General features: G+C 65.0%; 14 protein-coding genes. 13 read left to right on the top strand and 1 reads right to left on the bottom strand.

Translation table 11 applies throughout. The features are described from left to right. Positions 1–190 precede the first annotated feature (190 nt). The 9 genes from SFU54_RS03000 (at position 191) to SFU54_RS02960 (ending at position 17,131) form a co-directional block, all read left to right on the top strand. Positions 191–787: an FHA domain-containing protein gene (locus SFU54_RS03000; RefSeq protein WP_319014832.1), complete on the top strand. Its 597-nt coding sequence runs from the start codon at positions 191–193 to the stop codon at positions 785–787. Beyond that, entirely contained in the window at positions 784–1,572 is a 789-nt protein-coding gene (locus SFU54_RS02995; protein WP_319014831.1) for a PP2C family protein-serine/threonine phosphatase, read from the top strand. Before SFU54_RS03000 ends, SFU54_RS02995 begins: the two co-directional genes overlap by 4 nt. A 45-nt stretch (positions 1,573–1,617) precedes the next feature. Continuing rightward, entirely contained in the window at positions 1,618–3,024 is a 1,407-nt protein-coding gene (locus tag SFU54_RS02990; protein ID WP_319014830.1) for a serine/threonine-protein kinase, read from the top strand. Between the two features lie 19 nt (positions 3,025–3,043). Beyond that, entirely contained in the window at positions 3,044–8,935 is a 5,892-nt protein-coding gene (locus SFU54_RS02985; protein ID WP_319014829.1) for an Ig-like domain-containing protein, read from the top strand. Beyond that, entirely contained in the window at positions 8,932–9,900 is a 969-nt protein-coding gene (locus SFU54_RS02980; RefSeq protein ID WP_319014828.1) for a MoxR family ATPase, read from the top strand. The genes SFU54_RS02985 and SFU54_RS02980 overlap by 4 nt, the downstream gene beginning before the upstream one ends. After that, positions 9,897–11,312, top strand: coding sequence for a DUF58 domain-containing protein (locus tag SFU54_RS02975; protein ID WP_319014827.1), 1,416 nt, complete (start codon positions 9,897–9,899; stop codon positions 11,310–11,312). The genes SFU54_RS02980 and SFU54_RS02975 overlap by 4 nt, the downstream gene beginning before the upstream one ends. Before the next feature lie 104 nt (positions 11,313–11,416). Beyond that, a complete protein-coding gene (locus SFU54_RS02970; RefSeq protein WP_319014826.1) occupies positions 11,417–13,636 on the top strand; it encodes a transglutaminase domain-containing protein in 2,220 nt (739 codons plus the stop codon). Beyond that, complete coding sequence (locus SFU54_RS02965; protein ID WP_319014825.1) at positions 13,609–14,388, top strand: double zinc ribbon domain-containing protein; 780 nt, start codon at positions 13,609–13,611, stop codon at positions 14,386–14,388. The genes SFU54_RS02970 and SFU54_RS02965 overlap by 28 nt, the downstream gene beginning before the upstream one ends. 91 nt (positions 14,389–14,479) lie before the next feature. Further along, positions 14,480–17,131 carry an FtsK/SpoIIIE domain-containing protein gene (locus tag SFU54_RS02960; RefSeq protein WP_319014824.1) on the top strand — a complete coding sequence of 884 codons (2,652 nt, stop codon included), beginning with the start codon at positions 14,480–14,482 and terminating at the stop codon, positions 17,129–17,131. Positions 17,132–17,162: 31 nt separating this feature from the next. On the opposite strand, the gene ald is transcribed toward SFU54_RS02960, so the two are convergent. Further along, complete coding sequence (gene ald, locus SFU54_RS02955) at positions 17,163–18,278, bottom strand: alanine dehydrogenase (RefSeq protein ID WP_319014823.1); 1,116 nt, start codon at positions 18,276–18,278, stop codon at positions 17,163–17,165. 253 nt (positions 18,279–18,531) lie between these two features. Between ald and SFU54_RS02950 the strand changes: the two genes are divergently transcribed. The 4 genes from SFU54_RS02950 to SFU54_RS02935 form a co-directional block, all read left to right on the top strand. Continuing rightward, the gene (locus tag SFU54_RS02950) at positions 18,532–19,737 is read left to right on the top strand and encodes a spermidine/putrescine ABC transporter substrate-binding protein (RefSeq protein ID WP_319014822.1); all 1,206 of its coding nucleotides are present in this window, start codon (positions 18,532–18,534) and stop codon (positions 19,735–19,737) included. Positions 19,738–19,769: 32 nt separating this feature from the next. Next, positions 19,770–20,990 (top strand): ABC transporter ATP-binding protein, encoded by a 1,221-nt coding sequence (locus tag SFU54_RS02945; RefSeq protein ID WP_413466547.1) that lies wholly within the window; start codon positions 19,770–19,772, stop codon positions 20,988–20,990. A 3-nt stretch (positions 20,991–20,993) separates the two neighbouring features. Then, the gene (locus tag SFU54_RS02940) at positions 20,994–21,905 is read left to right on the top strand and encodes an ABC transporter permease (RefSeq protein WP_319014821.1); all 912 of its coding nucleotides are present in this window, start codon (positions 20,994–20,996) and stop codon (positions 21,903–21,905) included. Beyond that, on the top strand, positions 21,902–22,500 hold a 599-nt coding region (locus SFU54_RS02935; RefSeq protein WP_413466546.1), incomplete at its 3' end, for an ABC transporter permease. The genes SFU54_RS02940 and SFU54_RS02935, both read left to right, overlap by 4 nt.

The following is a 22,500-nucleotide window of genomic DNA, read 5'->3' as shown; positions in this document are numbered from 1 at the left end:
CGAGGACTACACGCGCCTCAAGCATGTGATGTCGTACATCGGCGATTAGCCGATGGGCGACAAGATGGCACGGCGTATGAGGGCGGCCCGGCAGGGTCGCCCGGACATCGGCGATTAGCCGATGGGCGACGAGATGGCACGGCGTATGAGGGCGGCCCGGCAGGGTTGCCCGGACATCGGCGATTAGCCGATGGGCGACAACAGTCTGGGCGATGACGACACTATTGTGCGCCCGCGCGCGGTGGCGCCGAGGTCGCCCGAGGGGGCAGCGTCTGACGACACCATCATCAGGCTCGTCGAGCCGGCGCCGCTTCGGCGGGCGGATGCCCTTCCGACTGATCCGCCACGCGCGGGCTCGGCGCTCACCGAATCGGCACGCAGTAGCCCGGTCGATCTCCCCGCGTCGGCCGTGGCCTGGGGATTGCGCGTGCGCGGCACCACCATGGTCGTGCCGCTCGATCTGCCCGCGGTAGTCGGACGCCGACCTGGTCCGGTGCGGCCGAACGAGCATCCCGCACCCCGACGAGTGGTGATTCCGGCCGATCGACGCGACGTGTCGGCTCGGCATGCGCGATTCGAGCAGGTGGGTGAGTCACTCGTCGTCACCGATCTCGGGTCGACCAACGGCGTGGTCGTACACTGGTCATCGGGGGCAACTCGTCGACTGCGGTCGCGCGAATCGTGTGCCGTACTTCCCGACACCATCATTGGGCTGGGCGAGGGCGTCGACATCGAGTTCGTTGCCGTGACCCCGCCCTCGACCCCTTCACCTCCGGAGCATCCGTGACCGCCCTTGGCCGCAGCAGCGTTCGCCACATCGTTGCGCTTCCCGAGCGAGGCGAGGTCATTGAGTTGTCGTGGCACGGCGTCACTCACACGGGCTATCGGCGCGCGGCGAACGAAGACAGCTATCTGGCTGATGTTCCCCTCTTTGCCGTGGCAGACGGTATGGGTGGGCACTCGCATGGCGATCGTGCGAGCGATGCGGTTGTTCGCCGGCTGCAGGCGGCCGTCGACGGGGAGTTCATTGCCCCCGAGGCCATCATCGATGCACTGCATCTCGCGACGTGGGACATTCATCAGCTCGATGAGGCCGATCGCGGCATCGGCACCACGGTCACGGGCGTTGCCTTGTCACTCGCTGATGGTCGTCCGGTCTTGACGAGCTTCAACGTGGGCGACTCACGCGTGTACCGCTTCTCTGGCAACGACTTGGTTCAAGTCACGACCGATCACTCGATGGTGCAAGAAATGGTCGATTCGGGGCAGCTGAGCGCCGAGCAGGCCGAGCACCACCCCGACTCGAACGTCATCACGCGTGCCGTGGGGTTCTCGGTCGAACCCGAGGTCGATGTGCGCGTCATAGGCATCGAGGCGGGCATGAGACTACTCGTGTGTTCCGACGGCCTCACGAAAGAGGTGCCCCTCGAGCGACTCCGGTTGCACATGGCGGCAAGGTTGAGTGCGCGCGAGACCGCCAATGCGCTCGTGGATGCTGCGCTCGCGCAAGGCGGGCGCGACAACATCACCGTGATTGTTGTCGACGTGGTGCGCGCTCCGGGCGGCCAATAGGAGTCACTCTCTACACTGGTGAGACATCGTGCGGGAGGGGGGACCATGACGCGACGTCGGCCTTCAGAGCCCCCCATCCTGCCCGGATTCAGCCACGTGCGGTTGTTGGGCAGCGGCGGATTCGCCGATGTGTTCTTATACGAGCAGAACATGCCCCGCCGCCAAGTAGCCGTCAAGGTGCTGCTGGCTGACGTCGTGACCGAGCACGTTCGGCGCATGTTTCAGGTTGAAGCCAACCTCATGGCCCAACTCTCGTCGCACCCGGGCATTCTCACGGTGTATCAGGCGAGCATCTCGGCTGATGGTCGGCCCTATCTCGTGATGGAGTTGTGTAGCGCGCAATTGGCGTCTCGCTACCGCGTTGAACCGCTCAGCGTCCCCGATGTGCTGCGCATTGGAGTGCAGATCGGCAGTGCCATTGAGACGGCACACCGCAGTGGCGTGCTGCACCGCGACATCAAGCCGTCGAACATCTTGATGACGGCCTATGGGCATCCGGTCTTGAGCGATTTCGGAATTGCGTCGTCTCTCGGTGCGGCGAGTGCGACCGACTCCATCGGTTTGTCGGTGCCGTGGTCGGCGCCCGAAGTGCTTCTCGATGAAACGGCCGGAACCGTGCAGAGTGAAGTGTGGTCGCTCGGCGCCACGCTCTACACCCTTCTCGCGGGGCGGTCACCCTTCGAAGTGACCGATGGGTCCAACGGCACCGACGAACTCATCGCGCGCATTACGCGTGCCCGCGTGCCCGCGCTCGAGCGCGAGGACGTGCCGTCGACGGTCGAGAGCGTGCTTCGTCGCTCGCTCAGCCGTGACCCATCGCGGCGGCAGCACTCGGTGCTCGAACTCGTGCGCGATCTCCAGCGGGTTGAGGCCGAGATGGGGCTCATGACGACGCAGGCGGATGTCGCTATGGACGACTGGGCGCTGGCGACGATGGCGGATCCTGGCGATCGGACCATCGTGCGCGCGGTGTCACCGCGGGCACCCGGATCACCGGGCACCCGTCGACGTCGGCGTCGCAGCGCAACGGAGGTGGCGGCCGCCGCGCAGACCGCGCCCGAAGTCGTGGGAACCGCGACACGGCGACGGGCGCTGCGAAGCCGGCTCTTGGTGGCGAGTCTCGTTGCCGTCGGGCTTGTGGTCGTGGCACTCGGGGGCACGGCGACCTGGATCGCGATCGACGGGGGCGATCGTGACCTGCCTCGAGTCAGCAACGTCGAGGCCTCGCTCGATGGATCGACCGTGTTGTTTTCGTGGCGTGACCCCGGAATCGACGTGGGCGACACCTATCAGGTGCAGGTCACGGATGGGTCAACCACCTTTCAGAGCACAACGCAGTTCGCGGTCGCGGCGTCAGCCGGAGATCGTGTCTGCGTGACGGTGCGCGTCGCGCGCGATGGTCGACTCGGTGCCGCGAGCGACGAGAAGTGCGCGGAGGTTGACGGGGGATGACCGGGTGGTGATGCGCTGGGTGTCACAACACCGGTCCGCCGTGCTCACGAGCGTGAGCGGCGGGGTTGTGGCTGCGACGCTCGTCACCCTCGCCGTCGTGTATCCGGGTTTCGACGCACAACGGCTCGATCTCAACGACGGCGCGGTGTGGGTCGTCAACGGAGATCGCCAAGCGGTTGGACGCGCCAACCTGCAGGTCGGCGAACTTGACTCGGTCATCCCGGGCGAAGGATCTCAACTGAGTGTCGTCCAGCGCGGCTCTGACGTCATCGTTGTCGACACCGACAACGCGACGGCAGAAGTGATTGACACGGCGCGGTCGAGCGTTCAGGAGTCAGTGTCGTTACCTCCCGATGAGCCGAGCGTGATGCTCACCGGTTCGAATGTCGTCGTGCACAGTGGAGGATCCGGAGAAACCTGGGTCACCCCCCGGTCTGTGTTTGACGACTTTGACCCGGCGGCCGTCGCCGGCTTTGAGTTCGGCCCCGACAGTGTCGTGGCGGCCACCGATGGTTTCGGCATCGTCGCGGTGTCTCCGGGACTGGGTGAGGTCTACCGGGTGGTGCCCTCGGGAATCGATCGGGTGGCGAGTACGACGGCCATTGACGTTGCACCGACGGCGACCCTGCAGATCTCGATCGTGCGTGACCAATGGGTGGTGCTCGACCAGCAAACCCGCGTGCTGCACAGTGACGCGGGAGTCGTTGACCTCTCGTCGATCATCGGTGGTGCCGACGAACCCCGGCTCGCACTCGCGAGTGATGACGCTCGGGACGTGCTCGTTGCCTATCGCGGCGGACTCCTCTCGGTCGCGCTGTCGACGGGCGCGGTCACCGAACTCATCACCGGGCGGCAAGGTTCCCCAGCAGCACCGGTCGTGGTGGGCGACTGCCAATTCGCAGCTTTTGCTGACGGGTTCGGGTGGCGCTCGTGCGGCGGTGAGGTTCGCGAGCTCGGGCTTGAAGCGCTTCCGTCGACGGCAGAACTCGCCATCGTCGTGCGCGACAACCGTGTGGTTGTCAATGACACGCGCGCGGGAGCTGCGTGGGCCATTCAGGCCGACGGTCAATTGATCGACAACTGGGACGAGCTCATCAGCGAGCAAGAAGACCAGCGTCAAGAACAGCTCGACCAGCTCGATACGCCGCCCGAGCTCGAACGCACGCAGCAACCGCCGATCGCAACGGATGACGCTCTGGGCGCGCGTCCCGGTCGGGCAACGGTTCTGCCCGTCTTGCTCAACGACACCGACCCCAACGGCGACGTTCTGGCAATCAGTGAGGTGACCCCCATCGACTCGGCCGTGGGTCGCCTCGACATCATCGGCAACGCTCAACAACTTCAGATCACCCTCGCGAGTAGTGCGAGCGGCGTCGTCACGTTCGAATACACGATTACCGATGGTCGAGGGGGGTCAGATACCGCGATCGTGACCGTCACGGTGCGAGCGTCGGCAGACAACTCAGCACCCGTGCAGGTGCGGGCGAGCAAGACCACCGTGGCGCAGGGCGGCACGGCGACCGCCGCCGTACTCGGCGAGTGGGTCGACCCGGATGGTGACCCGATCTACCTCGGGGCGGCAAGCATTCCGGCCCCTGACGTGGTGACGTTTCGGCCCGACGGTCGCGTGACCATCGCCGAGGCGGGCGGAGTCGGCACTCTGCGAACCGTTCGACTTACCGTCACCGATGGCACCGCGAGTGGTGACGGCACCCTGGCGGTGACGGTGCGGCCTGCGGGCCAGACACCGATCATCGCCGAGCCATTCATCGTGCTCGCGTACGCGGGTCAAGAGGTGCGCATTGAGCCACTCGTGCACGTGCGCGGCGGCACGGGAACCATTCGACTGAGCGCCGTTCCCGAGAAGAGCGGCGTCACGATCACTCCCAACCTTGATCGCGGCGTGTTCCGTTTCTCGAGCGAAGAGGTGCGCACGCACTATCTCGAGTACGTCGTCACCGACAACACCACGACCGCGACCGGCATTATTCGCGTGGATGTCGTTGCGCCCCCCGACGCGGGGTCGGCCCCGATCACGGTGCCCAAGACTGCCTTCGTGCGCACTCTGAGCAGTGCCACCGTTGCCGTTGCCACGGTCGACATCGATCCCGGCGGGGGAGTGTTGGTCGTGACGGGCATTGTCGGCGTCTCGTCGGCGAGCGGCATTCGTGCCGAGGTGCTCGATCAGCGCGATGTGCGCGTGACGCTGACGCGCCCCCTCGAGGGCCCACAGACCGTCTCGTACCGAATCAGCAATGGGCTCTCAGAGTCGACGGGAACAATCACGGTCATCGAGATTCCGCGCCCTGATCGATTGCAGCCGCCCGTTGCCAACGACGATGCCATCACCGTGCGTGTCGGCGACGCGGTGTCGATTCCTGTGCTCGCTAATGACGAACACCCCGACGACGAGCCCATCACGCTGTCGCGAACGCTCGTGCAAGGCCTCACGGGCGAGTCGGGTCTCTTGTTCGTCGCGGGCGATCAATTGCGCTACTTGGCACCTGATCAGCCGGGAGACTTCACGGCTGTTTACGAGGTGCTGGGTCCCCTCGGCGAACAACGGGCCCAGGCGAGCGTGCGCATCAGCGTTCGAGAGGTCAACGAGGCCACCAACCAGGCGCCCATCACGCGAACGGTAACCGCCCGTGTCATCGCGGGAGACACGATTCGCGTGCGCATCCCGGTCGAGGGCATGGACCCCGATGGTGACTCGGTTCAGGTCATTGGGCAAGAGTCGAGCCCCGAAAAGGGCTCGGTCATTGAGACAGGTCTCGACTATCTCGACTATCAAGCGGGCAGTTATTCGGCCGGTACCGACACGTTCCGCTACACCGTCGTTGACGCGCTCGGGGCGCGGTCGTCGGGCACGATTCGCATTGGAATTAGTCCTCGGCTTGAGGGTGCCCGCAACCCCGTCGCCAACGACGACCAGGTCATTATTCGCCCTGGATTCACCGTGCTCGTGCCGGTTCTCGACAATGACACTGACCCCGACGGGTCTGCGCTGACCGTCACGGCCGTCGAGGCGAGTGCCCCCGACGTGACCGCTGAGGTCGTCGATGGCCAGTTTGTGCGCGTGGTTCCACCGGCAGTGCCGGGGCAGTACGGGCTCGTGTACACCATTGAGAATGCGCTGGCGGGCACGTCACAAGCGTTCATCACGGTGACCGTGCGGGCGGATGCCCCGCTCGCGGCGCCGGTGGCCCGAGACACCGTGCTCTCGCTGACCGACATCGTCGACCGCACCGAGATCGACGTCGACGTGTTGTCGCGCGTGTTCTTCTCCGAGGGCGAGGTTTCCGAGCTCGGGCTCGAATTGGTGCCGGGTTATGAGTCGGGGGCACGGGTTCAACCCGATCGTCGGATTCGCGTGGAGGTCGGGGAGCAACGCCAGATCATTCCGTTCCAGGTCTCCCACCCGGCCGACCCCGCGGTTCGGTCGACGGCGTTCATCTGGGTGCCGGGAACCGATGACGCGTTGCCGCAGCTCGATCGACGCGCCGAGCGCATCGAGGTCGTGAGCGAAGAAACGGTCACGATCGACATCAACGACTATGTGCTCGCCGTGGGTGGGGTACCCGTGCGGCTGACCGACACGGCCACGGTCAGTGCGACGCAGTCAAACGGTGACCCCCTCGTTGTCGACGACGACACGCTGCGCTTTACGTCGGCCGACCTCTACTTTGGCCCCGCCTCGTTGACGTTCGAAGTCACGGATGGCGAGTCGGCGAGCGACCCCGACGGTCGCGTGGCAACGATCGTGTTGCCGATTGAGGTGACGCCCCGCGAAAACCAGCCCCCGGCCTTCATCGGCGCGGCTCTCGAACTCGAGCCCGGCCAAGAACGGACGATCGACCTCGTTCGTGTCACGGCATATCCCTACCCCGAAGACCTGGACGAGTTGGCGTTCTCGATCATCGATGCCTCAACGCCCGGCATCGAGGTCAGCCTCAGCGGGCAATCGATGCGTGTGCGCGTGCCCGAATCAACTCCGCGCGGCACGACCACGGGAGTTTCGGTCGGCGTTCGGGATGCCATTGCTCAGGGTTCGGCCGGACGCATTGAGGTCACGGTCGTTCCCTCGACCCGCCCGCTTGCCCGGCCGGCTCCCGATGCCGTCATCGCGCCGCGAGGGGAAACGACCACCGTGACCGTGTTGGCCAATGACGAGGTCTCGAACCCGTTCCCCGGTCAGCCGTTACGAGTTGTTGACGTTCGCGGTCTCGACAGTGGATCCGTGCCGCCAGGAGTCACGATTGTGCCGAGCGCCGACGGTCAGACGCTGTTGGCGACCGTGTCGGCGTCGGCCGACCCTGTCGACACCAATCTTGAGTATCAAGTGGCCGATGCCACCAATGATCCCGATCGGTTCGTGTGGGGCGCCATTCGCATCTCGGTGCAAGACGTGCCCGACCCCGTCACGAATCTGCGGGTGCAGTCGTTCGGCAACCGAACTCTCACGGTCGCGTGGTCGCCGGGAGCCTCGAACAACGCGCCCATCGAGCGCTTCGACGTGACGGTGACGCGGGTGAGTGACGGCTCATCGACGACGACCGCGTGTGCGACCTCGTCGTGCGTCGTGCCCACCCCCGGCAACGGCCCCGACAACCGCGTGCGACTCAGCGTCATCGCCGTCAATGCTCAAGGTCCATCGGTTGCCACGGTGCTCGCCGACGCCACGTGGAGTGACCTGGTTCCACCAGCCCCTGCGCTACTCGGGGTGTCACCCCTTGACCACGGCCTTCGTATTGGCTGGACGAAGCCCGCTCAAGATCCGGCAGCATCCCCCATTCGCAGTTACCGCATCACGGTCGGCGCTGTCACCCGCACGCTCACGGTGCCGCCGGACGACGCCGTCGGCACCGAGTACTGGCTCACTGTGATCGACGTCGGGGCGCTCGACAACGGCACGGCGTATGCGGTGGGGGTGAGTGCGCGCAACGACTCGTTCGATCCGCTCACGACGTGGACAACGGCGACGACAACGGGGATTCCGGCCGGCGCGCCGCTCGGGGTGGCGTCACCGACCGCTCTCGGGTCAACCTCCGACTCGGGCGCGGCAGACGCGTCGGTGAGCGTTGACTGGGCCGGAGCGTTTGCCGCGAACGGTCGCGCGATCGTCAGCTACTACCTCTGGGTTGACACCGCGGGCACGCCGCCCGAGTGCACCGTGACCGGTGTTGACGATGGCGCACCCGTTCACGCACCACCGTCAGGAGTCACAACGGTCTCGGGCTCGACCACGTCGACCACGATCACCGGGCTCACTCGTGACACGACTTATCGAGTTGTCGTGTTTGCCTACAACGGTCAAGGATGCACCGCGAGCGCTGAAGTGACGGCGACACCTCGCGAGCGCCCGTCGGTGGTCACCGCCATTACCGTCGAGGGGCCCGTCGCCGTTGCGGAGGGTCAGTGGGATTTTCGCCTGACGGGAGTGACGACGGCCGGCGGCGACAGCGTCGACACCGTGCAATACCGACTCATCGGCACCGGGGTCGACCCCGGGGAGTCTGCAGTCGGCCCCCTGCCCAAGCTGCTCACCGCCGGAACAACGCACTACGGACGAACACTGCAGGTCGAGGTGCGAGGCTGTCGGCAATACGAGCAAGTGCTGTGCGGGCCATGGTCGGCGCCGATTGATCTCGGGGTTGCCGTGCGCATTGACGTGCAACCGACCATCACGGTCACGGGTGACCTCCCAGACCCTCGTGTGGTCACCATCAGCTATACGCCGACTGCTCTGGACGACTACGACGCCGTCGACCATGTTTGTGCCGGGGGCGATCCGATCGATTACCCCGACACGACCAGTTGTGTCATCACCGCAGCCCCCGCCGACGATCCACGACTTGTGGTGACCGTCACTGAGAACTCCGTCACATACACACGGGAGTACCGACCATGACCATGACCCCCGAGCAAGCCACCTGGTTCGCCGACATCGCTGATCGCATCGTGACGAACGTCGAGCACGTGGTGGTGGGCAAGTCGTATGTGATCCAACTCAGCCTCACCGCGCTGTTGAGCGAAGGCCATCTGCTGCTGGAAGACGTACCCGGCACGGGCAAGACGTCGATGGCTCGCGCACTCGCGCAGAGCATCCGCGGAACCACGACGCGCGTGCAGTTCACTCCGGATTTGTTGCCGGGTGACATCACGGGCATGACGGTGTACGACCAACGGTCAGGAGACTTCGAGTTTCACCGGGGGCCGGTCTTTGCGACGATCGTGCTGGCCGATGAGATCAACCGCGCAAGCCCAAAGACCCAGTCGGCGCTGCTGGAAGTGATGGAAGAGGGCAACGTCACGATCGATGGGGTGACCCACCCCGTCACCCCTCCGTTCTTGGTGATTGCGACGCAGAACCCGATCGAACAGGCGGGAACCTACCGGTTGCCCGAGGCGCAGCTCGATCGTTTTCTCATGAAGACCGCCATTGGGTATCCCGATCACGCGGCGACCGTGCGCATTCTTGACGGTGCTGCGGGAGCCCGAGCGGCTGCGGTCGAACCGGTTGTTGAACTCGACGTCGTGCGTGACCTGATCGCCGTAGCTCGCACCGTGCACGTCGACCCGGTCGTCACCGACTATGTCGCACGACTCGTCGAAGCAACGCGCTCTCACCCCGACGTGCGGCTCGGTGCGAGCGTGCGCGGGGCTCTCGCCCTGGTGCGATGCGCCAAGACGTTCGCGGCGATCCGCGGTCGTCACTATGTGATTCCCGATGACGTGAAGGCGCTCGCCGAACCTGTGCTTGCCCACCGACTCGGCCTCGATCCCGAGTCAGAGTTTGACGGCGTCACCGCCTCGACCGTCATCGCTCAGATCGTTCTTGAAACGCCGCCACCGAGCGATCGGATCGCTGTGTGACCAGCGCTCCACCCGACCGCTCGCGTACGAGTCCTCCCTCTGCCACGGCTACGGCAGGGGGTTCGCGGCGCGCGCTCGACGAGTCGACGATCGGATCGACCGTCACGACGGCGCGCACGCGAATCGTGGGCGAGCGCACGGGGTGGCTGGCGGATGCGGTGGTGGCGACCGTGCGAGCCATCCAGGCGATTCGCTCGGGTGCGGTGCGATCTCTGCGCGCCATCTCGTCGGTGGTCACGCCTCTCGGGTGGACGGTTGCCGCGGTCGTGCCCCTTGCGCTCGCCGGAGGCTTTGCCTGGGGGTGGAGCGAGCTCATTGTGTGGGGAGTCACGGGCGTCGCTCTGGGTTTCGTTGCCGCGCTGTACCTCATCGGTCGCACCCGACTGTCGATGCACCTGGTTCCTCCCGCACACCGCATTGCCGTGGGCGACCTCGCAAGCGCAACTCTGCACGTGAACAATCCCACCCGCCGACGGTCTTTTGCGCAGGTTGTGGACGTGCCCGTGGGGCGCGACATCGTCGAAACGTCGATTGCTGGCCTCGCTCCGGGGCACACGACAGAGCGTGAACTCGTGGTACCCACCGAACGTCGGGGTCGATTCACTCTCGGGCCCGTTCGCACCGTGCGCGCTGACCCCATCGGCTTGGTGCGCCGCGAGATTGTCTACACCGACGCCCTCGATCTCGTCGTGCACCCGAAAACCATCGACATTCCGTCGACCTCCAGCGGGCTCGTGCGTGACCTCGAAGGGCAGCCGACCCGCGATCTGACCCCCAGCGACCTGGCGTTCCACGCGCTTCGTGAGTATGTACCCGGCGACGACCGGCGACACATTCACTGGAAGTCGACGGCGAAGACGGGTCGATTCATGGTCCGGCAGTTCGAAGAGACGCGCCGAAGTCACCTCATTGTTGCGCTCAGCATTGCCAGCATCGACTTTGGTTCTGACGATGAGTTCGAGCTCGCCGTGAGTGTGACCGGCAGCCTCGGTGCGCGTGCCATTCGTGACGCGCGTGAGGTCTCGGTTGTCGTGAGCGCGGTGACTCCCGAGTTCGCCAAGCGCGCCGTTGTCGCGGTGCGTGCGCTCTCGACGCTCACGCCCACCCGCCTGCTCGATGACCTCGCCCTCGTCGAGCACGGGCCCGCTGCCCTGGGCATCCTCGACGTTGCGCGCCTCGCGGGCGACAGTGCGCGGGGAGTTTCGGTGGCATTTCTCGTCGTGGGCTCGACCGTGACACCTGCTCGCTTGCGGAGCGCCGCAGCCGGGTTTCCTCCGTCGGTCGAGGTGGTCGCGATCGTCTGTGATCCCGACCACATCCCGGGCCGGCGTCGACTCGGCACGTTTACCGTCGTGACCATCGGCTCACTCACTGACTTGCGCCGGGCCATGCGGGGGGCGGTGTCGTGGTGAGAGCATCCCGAACTGCGCCGCGCAGCGTCGGACGCCGCACTGTCGTAGCGTCGGTGCCGCGCTCGACCATGGTGTCGGCCACTTTGTTCTCGAGCCTTGCGTGGGTGATTGTCGCTGTCGCACTCTGGCCGATTTACCTCGATAGTGCGTTCGTGGTGCTTGCGGCGGTGGCGATCACTCTCGGCACGGCTCTCGCGGTCGCGGGCGCGCGGTGGAGCTGGCCCCCGTGGGGTGTCGTGCTGGCGACGGTTGCCACGTTTACCGTGGTGGGGGTTCCCCTCGCTGTGCCCGGCCGAACCGCCTACGGCGTTTTGCCCGAACCTCAGGGCCTTCTTGACCTCTACGCGGGAGTCGTCGTGGGGTGGCGGCAGCTGCTCACCATTGACCTCCCCGTCGGTACCTATCAAGCGCTGCTCGTTCCCGCGCTCGTGCTGTTGCTCACCGGCCCCGTGCTGACCATGTCGATCGCCCTGAGAACCCGGGTGGGCGAAGTCGCTGCCGTGGTACCGCTCATTGCGTTCGTTCTCGCGATCGCGGTCGGGCCCGAACAGCCGGTTCTGCCCATTTCCACGTCGATCGCTCTGGCCGCAACGGTGGTGTTGTGGATGGCGGTGTGGCGCCGTCATCGCCGTCACGCGGCCGTCGGCACCGTCGCCGCCGGCGACTCCGCATCGCTCGGCGTGAGGTCGATCGCGTCGGCTGTGGTCTTGCTGCTGATCGCCTCGGGCATCGGAGCGGCCGTAGCGGCCGTGACCACGACGGCTGACGGCCGCACGGTGCTTCGCACGATCGTTGAGCAGCCGTTTGACCCGCTCGACCAACCCAGCCCCCTCTCGGCATACCGCGCGTCATTTGCCCCCGAGGTTGCCGACGAACCTGCGCTCACGGTGTCGGGAGCGCCGGACGGTTCGCGCATTCGCATCGCGGTGCTCGACAGTTATGACGGCAATGTTTTCGCCGTCGGGAGCGACAGCGTCGACAGCGCATCGGGGCGCTTTGTTCGCATTCCCACGCAACGCGACCTTTCTGCCGTCGACGGCGTGCGCGCGAGTGTCTCGGTTACCGTGCATCGTGCCTCGGGAGTGTGGCTGCCCACCGTGGGTGACTTCGGTCGCATCACAATCGGCGGCGATGATGCCGCGACGCTTCGAGATCGCTTCGTTCTCAACGACGTCACCGGAACTGCTGCGCTGGTCGGTGGCGTGCCTGACGGTCTTGAGTACGTTCTCGATGTCGTCGTCGACGACGCACCGGGAGAGGCGTCGCTCGATCAGGCGACTCCGGGAACCGACGCTGTTCCCGGCATTACTGACGTTCCCGAATCGCTCACCACCTGGCTCGGCTCGGTCAGCGGCGCCGAAGAGGGGCCAGGAGCACAGCTTCAAGAGGCCCTCGACGCCTTGGTGTCGCAGGGCTACCTCAGCCACGGCACCGCCGATGACGAAGCCCCGAGTCGCTCGGGCCATTCGATCGAGCGTCTCGAGTCACTCTTTACTGATCGGCCAATGGTGGGTGACGCCGAACAATACGCCGTTGCTGCTGCGCTTATCGCTCGCGAGCTCGGATTCGCCTCTCGGGTCGTCCTCGGTTTCAGCGACGTTTCCGGGCCCAGCCCGGTGACCCTTGCCGAGAGTGATCGCACGGCGTGGATCGAGGTCTCCACGGCGTCCCAGGGGTGGGTGCCCATTGATGTGGTCCCCGAGCGTCGCGAATTGCCCCCCGCTGAACCCGACGAACCGATTCCAGTGTCACGACCGCAAAACGCCGTGCAACCGGCTGTTGACGACCCACCGCCGCTCGAAGAGTTGGCGCCACCAGAGATCGAGCAGAGCGACAACCCTGAACTCGATCCGCTATGGCAAGTCGTGCTGGCCATTCTGCGGGTGACGGGCATCGGTGCCCTCATCGCAGCCGTACTGTCGTCACCACTCATCGCGATCGTCGCCATGAAGGCTCGTCGACGTCGCCGGCGGCGCACGGCCGCCGACCCCACCGTTCGCATCGTCGGAGGGTGGCACGATGTCACCGACGCCGCGCGCGATCACGGTCTCGAGCTTCCGAGCGCGGCGACGCGGAGCGAGATTGCCGCCGCGATCGGGCTTCCGCAGGCTCTCGTGCTCGCGCGGGTGACCGATCGAGCGGTCTATGCGCCCGAAGAGCCTGATCGACGCGCGGCCGACCAGGTGTGGGCGACGGCCGACACCGTGCGGGCATCCCTTGCCCATGGTCGTTCGCGACGCGAACAGTGGCGGGCGGCAATCTCGCTGCGCTCACTGCGGCGGTATCGTGGGGCTCAATGGTCAATGGGGGGTCGCACGAGGTGACGTGTCAACACTGCAACGCCGATCTTCCGCCGTTCGCTCTCTTCTGCGGTGAGTGCGGGCGCTCGGTGTCGGCCCCTCTCGTGGTTCCGTCGATCAGCCCCGTCGATACGCCACCGGCGGTCTCTCTTGACGATCCGAGTTCGCCCGCGACGGCCCACGGCGATCCTGCGATTGTCTGCGCAGCGTGCGGAACCGTGGGGCTACCCGGTGATCTCTTTTGCGGGGAGTGTGGGCGCGCCCTCTCGGCCGACACCGCCATCATCGAGCGACTCTTGCCGCCCGCAGAGTTGGCAGCGCCACCCGCACTCTCGGCCGACCTCTCGCTGCCCTCTGCGCCGAAGCCCGTGACAGTGCCGCCGCCTCACCCCGAGCCCGACCCGTTGCTCGATGTGGAAAGCACTCGCATTGTGCCGCGGGGCACCGGCGGTGCCCGATTCGTGCTTCAGTTCAGCACGGGAGAGAGTTACACCGTGATGGGCTCGGGCCTGGCGGGGCGCAACCCCCAGCCCGAGCCGGGGGAGTACGTCGATCATCTCGTCACGATCGTTGATCCGGCGCGCTCGGTATCGAAGACGCACTTCGAGTTCGGACAGCACGACGCGGTCTTCTGGTTCAGTGACCGGCACTCCGGCAACGGTTCAACGATTCGTGAACCAGGAGCTGAACCGCGGGTGTGTGAGCCGGGGCGACGGTACGCCGTCGTTCGAGGTACCCGCATCGACATTGGCGAGCAGTTCGTCATCGTGAGCTAGCGACTCCTCCACAGAGGGAATGTGAGCGAACGGATGCTCGCCCGCCGCTCGCCCGTGGAGCCAGCTCGTCGGCGCATGGTCTGCTCGCGGGGTGCACCGTTTGCCCCCGCCTCCCGTTCTTCCGCGCAGCCCGGCGCGCATCCCTTTTCCCCTCATCGCGGTCATCGCTCCGCTCGTGGGGGCGATCGTCATCGGCCTCGTTACGGGTTCGCCTTTCGTTCTCGTTTTCGCTCTCTTGAGTCCTCTCATTGCAGTCGCGACGACACTCGATGCTCGGCGCACGGCTCGACGGCACGTGCGCGCCGAGTCGGAGCGTTTCGATCGCGAGTGCCGTGCGTACCAGTCGGCGATCGTGCGAGCGCATGATGACGAACGCAGCGAGGCGAATACGCGACACCCCCGCGCCGTCGTGGTCGACGCCGCGGCACGAGAACCGATTCGCATCGGTAGTGCTCCCGCCCCCAGCGCCAGTGCGCCCGAAGACGTTCTCATCACGGGAGACTCACCTGACGAGCATCGACTTCGCGATCTCCTGACGAACGCACGGATCAACCCCGATCTTCCTGTCACGGTGCCGCGTGGCCGGATTATCGTTCACGGCAGCGGCCTCGTGGCCGATGCCCTCGAACGACGCCTCGCGCGTGAGCCACACGTTGAGCTCATTAGTAGCACCTCGCACACGCACTCGCTCGCCGACGTGACTCTGCGGGTCGTCTCGGCGACACGTCTCGAGGTACACGCGCCCGGGCGGCCCGTGGTGATCGCTCGACCTGAGTTTGTCAGCCGCGTTCAGCTCGCGGGAGCGCGGGCGCGTGAGGAGTCATTGCGGCCAGTAGGTCCGCCCATGTCCGTTCGCTGGAGAGACGTTGGATGGGCACCACTGCGCACCTCGAACGACGACGCAGCCTCACGACGACTGAGGGGAGTCGCCTACGGACATACCGGTCAGTCTGTCGCGTATCTCGACCTCGAGAACGATGGCCCCCATGCCCTCGTGGGCGGTACGACGGGCAGTGGCAAGAGCGAGTTTCTCCGTGCGCTCGCCCTTGGTTGGGCGGCGCAACGAGGTCCGAACGAGGTGCAGTTGCTCTTCGTCGATTTCAAGGGCGGCGCTACCTTCTCTGGGCTCACCGATCTGCCCCACGCCGTCGGACTCGTGACCGATCTCGACCCCCTCGTGGCGCAGCGTGCTGTGCAGAGTCTGCACGCCGAGCTGCGTCGTCGAGAGCGCGTGCTCGTCGAGGCGGGCGTTCGTGACCTGAGTCAGCGGCACGACCTTTTCCCCCGACTGATTGTCATGGTCGATGAGTTCGCTGCCCTCAGCGAGTCGTTTCCCGAGGTCCACGCCGTGTTTGCCGACATCTCTGCGCGGGGCCGCTCGCTGGGTGTTCACCTCGTCGTCTGCACGCAACATCCGTCCGCGGTGATTCGTGATGTGGTCGCCGCCAACTGCGCTGTGCGCATCGCCTTTCGCATGAGCGACTCGGCTGGTGCGTCGTTCATTGGGGCGCAGGGTCGAGACCTCGTGTCGTCCCCACCGGGTCGAGCGGTCGTCGTCACAGCGGACGGAGTTCACGCCGTGCAGGTGGCCGCCATTGACGATGCCGACATCGCTGCCGTGTGCGACCGCTGGGCAACGGCACGACCTGGTGATAGCCCGTGGTTGCCCCCTTTGCCCGCGAATCTCGACCGGGCTGAGCTTCACGAGCGGGTCGACCTCAGCACCACACACAGCATTCGCAGCGACGGCGTTCTCCACGGTGACACGAGTGAGCTGGAGCCACTGGTCTTCGGCATTCTCGACGACCCCACAGAGCAACGCCAACTTCCCGCCGCGTGGTGGCCGCGTCGCGATGGCGCGCTCGCGGTCGTCGGGGCGCCACGCAGTGGTCGTTCCACGGCGCTGGCAGCTCTCGCGACGGCCGCTTGGCGCAGCGGCGCGAGACCGGTGATCACTCCGTCATCCGTCGTCGAGGCCTGGGCGCTGTTCGAACAGCTCGCTGAACAGCCTGGCGAGCGCACGGTGTTGATTGCTGACGATCTCGACCTTCTGCTCGCCGCAAGCACCGACCTCGCCCCTGACCTGTTGTCGCGGTGGGATGCCGCAGCTCGTGCAGTGCGACGACTGGGCGGCGGTGTCGCCGCGTCGATGGGAGCGTTATCGACCTCGCGGTCGATGCTGAGCAATCGATTCGAATCACGACTCGTGCTGCGGTGCCTTGATGCCGATGATCATCATCTCGCAGGGGCACCGCGCGGGCTCTTTGATCGGGCTGCGCCAGCAGGCCGTGGGTGGTGGACAGACCGCCAGGTTCAGGTCGTGAACGATTCCTTGGGCGCCCTGGCCCCGGAAGCCCGCATCGCCCCGCTCTGGGAGGCGCCCGCCTCAGGAGACACCATCGTGATTACACGCGATGTGGCCGAGGTCGCTGCCCGACTGGCGAAGGCTTACCCCGCACATTCCGTGATCGTCGATCTCGCGAGCGAACAGTCTGCCGTGGCGATAGGCCCACGCATATTTGTCGCTGACCCCGAGGCATGGCAGGCGATGTGGTCGTTGTTCTCGTCGTTGCGTCGAACGTCGCCCGTCGCGTGCCTGGGGGTTGAATCGGCCGACCTTCGGTCTCTCCTCACAATTCGTGAGACGCTGCCGCCGATCGATTCCCGTGCCGGCGAGTTGTGGGTGAGCGAATCTGGTCGACCTCCGCAGCGGCGGCGCGTCACTGCCAACGCTGTGGGCTGACGGCTGCGCAGTCAGCCCACAGGTTGTGCGATTAGGCCAAGACGTCGGAAAGCGCGACTGAACTGAGGCCGTGCGCGGTCGCAACGGCGTCGTTCGTCACGCTTCCGGCGTGGGTGTTGAGGCCCAGAGCAAGCGCTCCGTCGGCGGCAAGTGCACCACGCCAGCCGTGGTTCGCAATCGCGCGAACATAGGGCATGGTTGCGTTGGTCAACGCGTAGGTCGAGGTCGTCGGAACCGCACCCGGCATGTTCGCGACGCAATAGAAGATGCTGCCGTGCACAGCGAACGTCGGGTCAGTGTGGGTCGTCGGCCGGGTGTCGGCAAAGCAGCCACCCTGGTCAACCGCAATATCGACCAGCACGCTGCCGGTCTTCATGCGCGACACGAGGTCGTTGCTCACGAGTTTCGGCGCCTTAGCGCCCGGGATCAGCACGGATCCGATGAGCATGTCGGCCTGCACCGCGGCCTTTTCGATCTCATACCCGTTCGACGCAATGGTGCGAATGCGGCCGCTGTAGAGGGCATCCAGTTCCCGCAATCGCTGAATGTTGGTGTCGAGCACCGTGACCTCTGCGCCGAGGCCGACAGCCATGGCAACGGCATTCGTGCCGGCCACACCCCCGCCGAGAACGACGATGTTGGCGGGGTCGGTTCCGGGAACGCCCGGAACGAGCAAGCCCGGCCCCCCGTTGGGACGCATCATCGCGTTCGCGCCGACGATCGGGGCGAGTCGACCAGCGACCTCACTCATCGGGGCCAAGAGAGGCAACGCCCGTGACGGCAACTGCACCGTTTCGTACGCGATGGCGGTGACGTTCTTCTCAAGAAGTGCGTGCGTGAGCTCTTTCTCGGCTGCAAGGTGCAGGTAGGTGAAGAGCAACATGCCGTCACGGAAGTGGTCGTATTCCGCGGCGATGGGTTCTTTGACCTTCAGCAACAAGTCAGCTTCGGCCCACGCCGTCGCCGCGTCGGCAACGATGGATGCGCCCTGAGCGCGGTACTCGTCGTCGGTAATCGATGATCCGAGTCCGGCGCCCGATTGCACCAGCACCTCATGCCCATTGGCCACCAGGTCGTGCACTCCCGCGGGCGTGATGGCCACGCGGTACTCGTTGTTCTTGACCTCGGCCGGAACGGCGATTTTCATCAGTTCTCCTCGCGATGAACGCGCGACCGTGAAGGGCACCGCCGCGCTGCGTTGCGGGTCAAGCGTACCGGCTCTCCGCAATGGATTCCGCACTCTTTTTTGCCTGGAAGTGCTGATTTCGTGACATTTGTGTTTCAGGATGGATGAATTGAGCGTTCAGGGGTGCATTCGCCCTCCTGCGTATGACAGTATCGACGCACCGCCGCTCGCGGCACGGACACCGACGTACCGGCAATCGTCTAAGGAGCACGCCATGAATCGTCCCCTTCCCGAAGACCCGATGATCCGCAGCCTCATTGCGCAGGCCAAGCGTGCACAGGTGTCGCGACGCGCGATGCTGGCCGGAACGGGTGCCGGTGCCACTGCGCTGGCTCTCGCTGCCTGCACCACCGGTTCGACAGAGCTGACTCCGGCCGAAGACATTTCGGCGACCGACAAGACCCTCAATTGGGCGAACTGGCCCTTCTACATCGATGAGGATGACGAAGGCAACTACCCCACGCTCGTCGCCTTCGAAGAACAGTTCGGAATTGACGTCGAGTACCTCGTGACGGTCGACGACAACAACTCTTACTTTGCGACCGTGCGCGACCAGCTGGCCCTCGGCCAAGACATCGGTGCCGACACGGTCTGCTTGACCGACTGGATGGTCTACCGGTTTATTCAGCTCGGCTACACCCAGCCGCTCAACAAGGCGAACATCCCGAACGCCGCCAACCTGGTGGCGAGCCTGCAGAACCCCTCGTTTGACCCCGGTCGCGTGCACTCGCTGCCGTGGCAGGGCGGGTTCGCGGGCGTTGCCTACAACGTCGAGGAGACGGGTGAGGTGCGCTCGGTGAGCGACTTGTGGCGCCCCGACCTCCAAGGACGCGTCGGTGTTCTGTCGGAGATGCGCGACACGATCGGCCTCATCATGCTCGAGAACGGTGTCGACATCACGAGCAACTTCACGGCTGATGAGTTCAATGCTGCTCTTGATCTCTTCCGCGAAAAGGTCGAGTCGGGGCAGATTCGCAACGTGCGTGGCAACGCGTACACCGAAGACCTCGTCAACGGCGACACTCTCGCCGCGATCTGCTGGTCGGGCGACATCACGGTGCTCAACCTTGAAGCCGGGTACGAGAAGTGGAAGTTCGTGCTTCCCGAGGGTGGCGCCACGCTCTGGAACGACAACTTCCTCATTCCGATTGGTTCGCCGCGCAAGACCAACGCCGAGACGCTCATCAACTACTACTACGAGCCCGAGGTCGCTGCCGAGGTCGCTGCGTGGGTCAACTACATCACGCCCGTCGAGGGTGCCAAAGAGGCTGCGCTCGCCATCGACCCGGTTCTCGCCGAGAACCAGCTCATCTTCCCTGACGCTGACACCCTTGCGAAGTCGAGCGTGTTCCGCGGGCTCACGGCGCAAGAAGAGAACGAGTACCAGGCCGCCTTCCAGGCGATCCTGCTCGGCGCATAACCCACCCGCACCCGAAAGAGAGAACCATCACGGTGACGAACAACGTTGTTCCGCAGGGGGGATTCGCTGAAGCGGGTGCCGACCTTGAACTGGTCGGCATCACCAAGCGTTTCCCGGGCTTTACGGCGATTGAAGAACTCGATCTGACCATTCCGGCCGGATCGTTCTTCGCTCTCCTTGGCCCGTCGGGGTGTGGCAAGACCACGACCCTGCGACTCATCGCTGGTTTGGAAGAACCCACCGCGGGTCGCATTCTCATCGGTGGAAAAGACGTCACCGCCACGAAGGCGTACCAGCGGCCCGTGAACACGGTCTTTCAGAGCTACGCACTCTTTCCGCACATGACGATTCTGGAGAACGTCGCGTTCGGACTGAAGCGGCGTGGAATCAAGAACGCTGACCCGCTCGCGCATGAGGCTCTTCGTCTCGTCGAACTCGACCACGTAGCCGGCCGAAAGCCGACGCAACTCTCGGGTGGTCAGCAGCAGCGTGTGGCTCTCGCTCGCGCTGTCGTGAACCGCCCGGCGCTCTTGCTTCTCGACGAGCCGCTGGGTGCGCTCGACCTGAAGCTTCGCCGTCAGATGCAGGTCGAGCTGAAAGACATCCAGAGCGAGGTCGGCCTCACCTTCTTGCACGTTACCCACGACCAAGAAGAGGCCATGACCATGGCCGACACGGTCGCCGTCATGAACAAGGGGCGCATCGAGCAAATGGGCGCGCCGCAAGAACTGTACGAACTGCCCCACACGGCGTTTGTCGCGAAGTTCTTGGGACAGTCAAACCTGTTCACGGGTGAGGTCATTTCGAGCTCGAAGTCATCTCTCGTGGTCGATGCGGCAGGGTCGAAGATCGAGGTCCCCCTCGATCGCGCTCAACGCCACAGCGGTCGCATGACGGTCGGCGTGCGTCCGGAGAAGGTATCGCTGCACGACACAGCGCCGAAGGCTGACTCGGCCCGCAACGTCATCGGCCCCGGCCGCATTACCGACGTTTCGTTCAGTGGTGTGAGCACGCAATATGAGGTGACGGTGCCCCACCACGGAGCGATCACGGTGTTCGTGCAGAACACCTCGATCACGACGTTGCACCACGATGGTGACGAGGTGTGGTTGAGCTGGGCTGTCGACCACGCCTTTGGCCTCGCAGACGAAGCTGAGGGTGAGCCGGTATCGCGGTTCCACGCCGACCTCGACACGTCGATGATCGCGGTGCAGTCTCGCAAAGACCTCGAAGCGGAACTCGAGGAGGCCTAGGTCATGGCCTTCACCGCGTTCTCCAACACAACCGCGGTCGTTGAGCCGGCTGCACGGCGAAAGAGCCCCGTGGCGCTCTTTCTGCTGCTGCCCGGCATCTTCTACCTCATCCTGTTTTTTGTCACACCGCTCATCTCGCTCATCATCACGAGTCTGCAAGCCCCCGATCCGCTGATTTTCGGCAAGTTCGTCAACGCCTTCAACTGGCAGAACTACGTGACGGTGATCGAGACGTACGGTGAGCAGGCCATCAGGTCGGTCGGCTACGCCGCACTCGCTACGTTGTTCGCCTTGCTGATCGGCTTTCCGCTCGCCTACTTCATCGGCATCACGCTGCGGCGGTATCCCTTGTTGCAGTCGCTGGCACTCGTGCTTGTGATCGCGCCGTTCTTCATCTCGTTCCTCTTGCGCACCTTGGCGTGGAAGCAGATCTTCTCGACGGAAGGACCCGTCGCGGGCATCCTGTCGTCAATCGGCATTCTGGGCCCGGGGGAGTCGATCACGGGCACCGCGTTCTCGGTGATCTTTGGTCTCACGTACAACTTCATTCCCTTCATGACGCTGCCGATTTATGCCACGTTGGTGTCGCTCGACCTTCGCTTGCTCGAAGCGGGCAACGACTTGTACGGCAGCCCAGCAACGACCTTCCGTACGGTCACGTTGCCGCTCTCGGCCGCGGGCGTGATGTCGGGGACCTTGCTGACTTTCATTCCTGCGGCGGGTGACTACGTCAACGCGTCGCGCGAGTTCCTCGGTTCGGCGGACACGACCATGATCGGAAACGTGATCGAGGCGAACTTCTTGGTCTTGCAGAACTTCCCGGCGGCTGCGGCACTGTCGCTTCTGTTGATGGCGTTCATCTTGGTGCTGGTCGCGCTCTACGTGAAGCGCAGCGGAACGGAGGACCTGCTGTGAAAGGCTTCGGCAAGTACGGCATTTGGGTCTACGCCGTTATGGCGTTCACGTTCTTGCTCATCCCGATCGTCTACACGGTCGCCTTCTCGTTCAACGACTCACGTCGTACGAACATCATCTGGAACGGCTTCACGCTCGAGAACTGGTTCACGGTGTGTGAGGCACAGACGGTGTGTGAGGCGTTTGGCAACAGCGTGCTCATTGGTGTTGTCGCCACCGTGCTTGCGACGACGCTGGGCACGATGATCGCGATCGCGCTTGTTCGGTACCGCTTCCGCTTCCGCAACGCGACGACGCTGTTGATCTTCTTGCCGATGGCAACCCCCGAAGTTGTGCTCGGTGCGGGTCTCGCTGCGCAGTTCTTGCAGGCAGGGGTTCCGAAAGGCATCGGAACGATCATCCTGGCTCACACGCTCTTTTGCCTCAGCTTCGTCGTCGTGACGGTGCGATCGCGCGTGGCGGGCCTCGACCCCGCACTCGAAGAAGCGGGTCGCGACCTCTATGGCAGCCCGACTCAGGTGTTCTGGCGCATCACGTTCCCCATGCTCCTGCCGGGAATCGTGGCGGCTGCTCTGCTGTCGTTCGCACTGAGTTT

The sequence above is a fragment of the Microcella sp. genome (genome assembly GCF_033763155.1).
Lineage (GTDB): Bacteria > Actinomycetota > Actinomycetes > Actinomycetales > Microbacteriaceae > Microcella.
Note: the sequence above shows the minus strand (reverse complement) of the source record. Positions and strands in the feature narration are given on the sequence as shown.

Coding starts and splice junctions, on each gene's coding strand:
- ald (WP_319014823.1), bottom strand. CDS start 18,278: ATGAAAATCGCCGTTCCGGCCGAGGTCAAGAACAACGAGTACCGCGTG.
- SFU54_RS02950 (WP_319014822.1), top strand. CDS start 18,532: ATGAATCGTCCCCTTCCCGAAGACCCGATGATCCGCAGCCTCATTGCG.
- SFU54_RS02940 (WP_319014821.1), top strand. CDS start 20,994: ATGGCCTTCACCGCGTTCTCCAACACAACCGCGGTCGTTGAGCCGGCT.
- SFU54_RS03000 (WP_319014832.1), top strand. CDS start 191: ATGGGCGACAACAGTCTGGGCGATGACGACACTATTGTGCGCCCGCGC.
- SFU54_RS02990 (WP_319014830.1), top strand. CDS start 1,618: ATGACGCGACGTCGGCCTTCAGAGCCCCCCATCCTGCCCGGATTCAGC.
- SFU54_RS02980 (WP_319014828.1), top strand. CDS start 8,932: ATGACCATGACCCCCGAGCAAGCCACCTGGTTCGCCGACATCGCTGAT.
- SFU54_RS02965 (WP_319014825.1), top strand. CDS start 13,609: ATGGTCAATGGGGGGTCGCACGAGGTGACGTGTCAACACTGCAACGCC.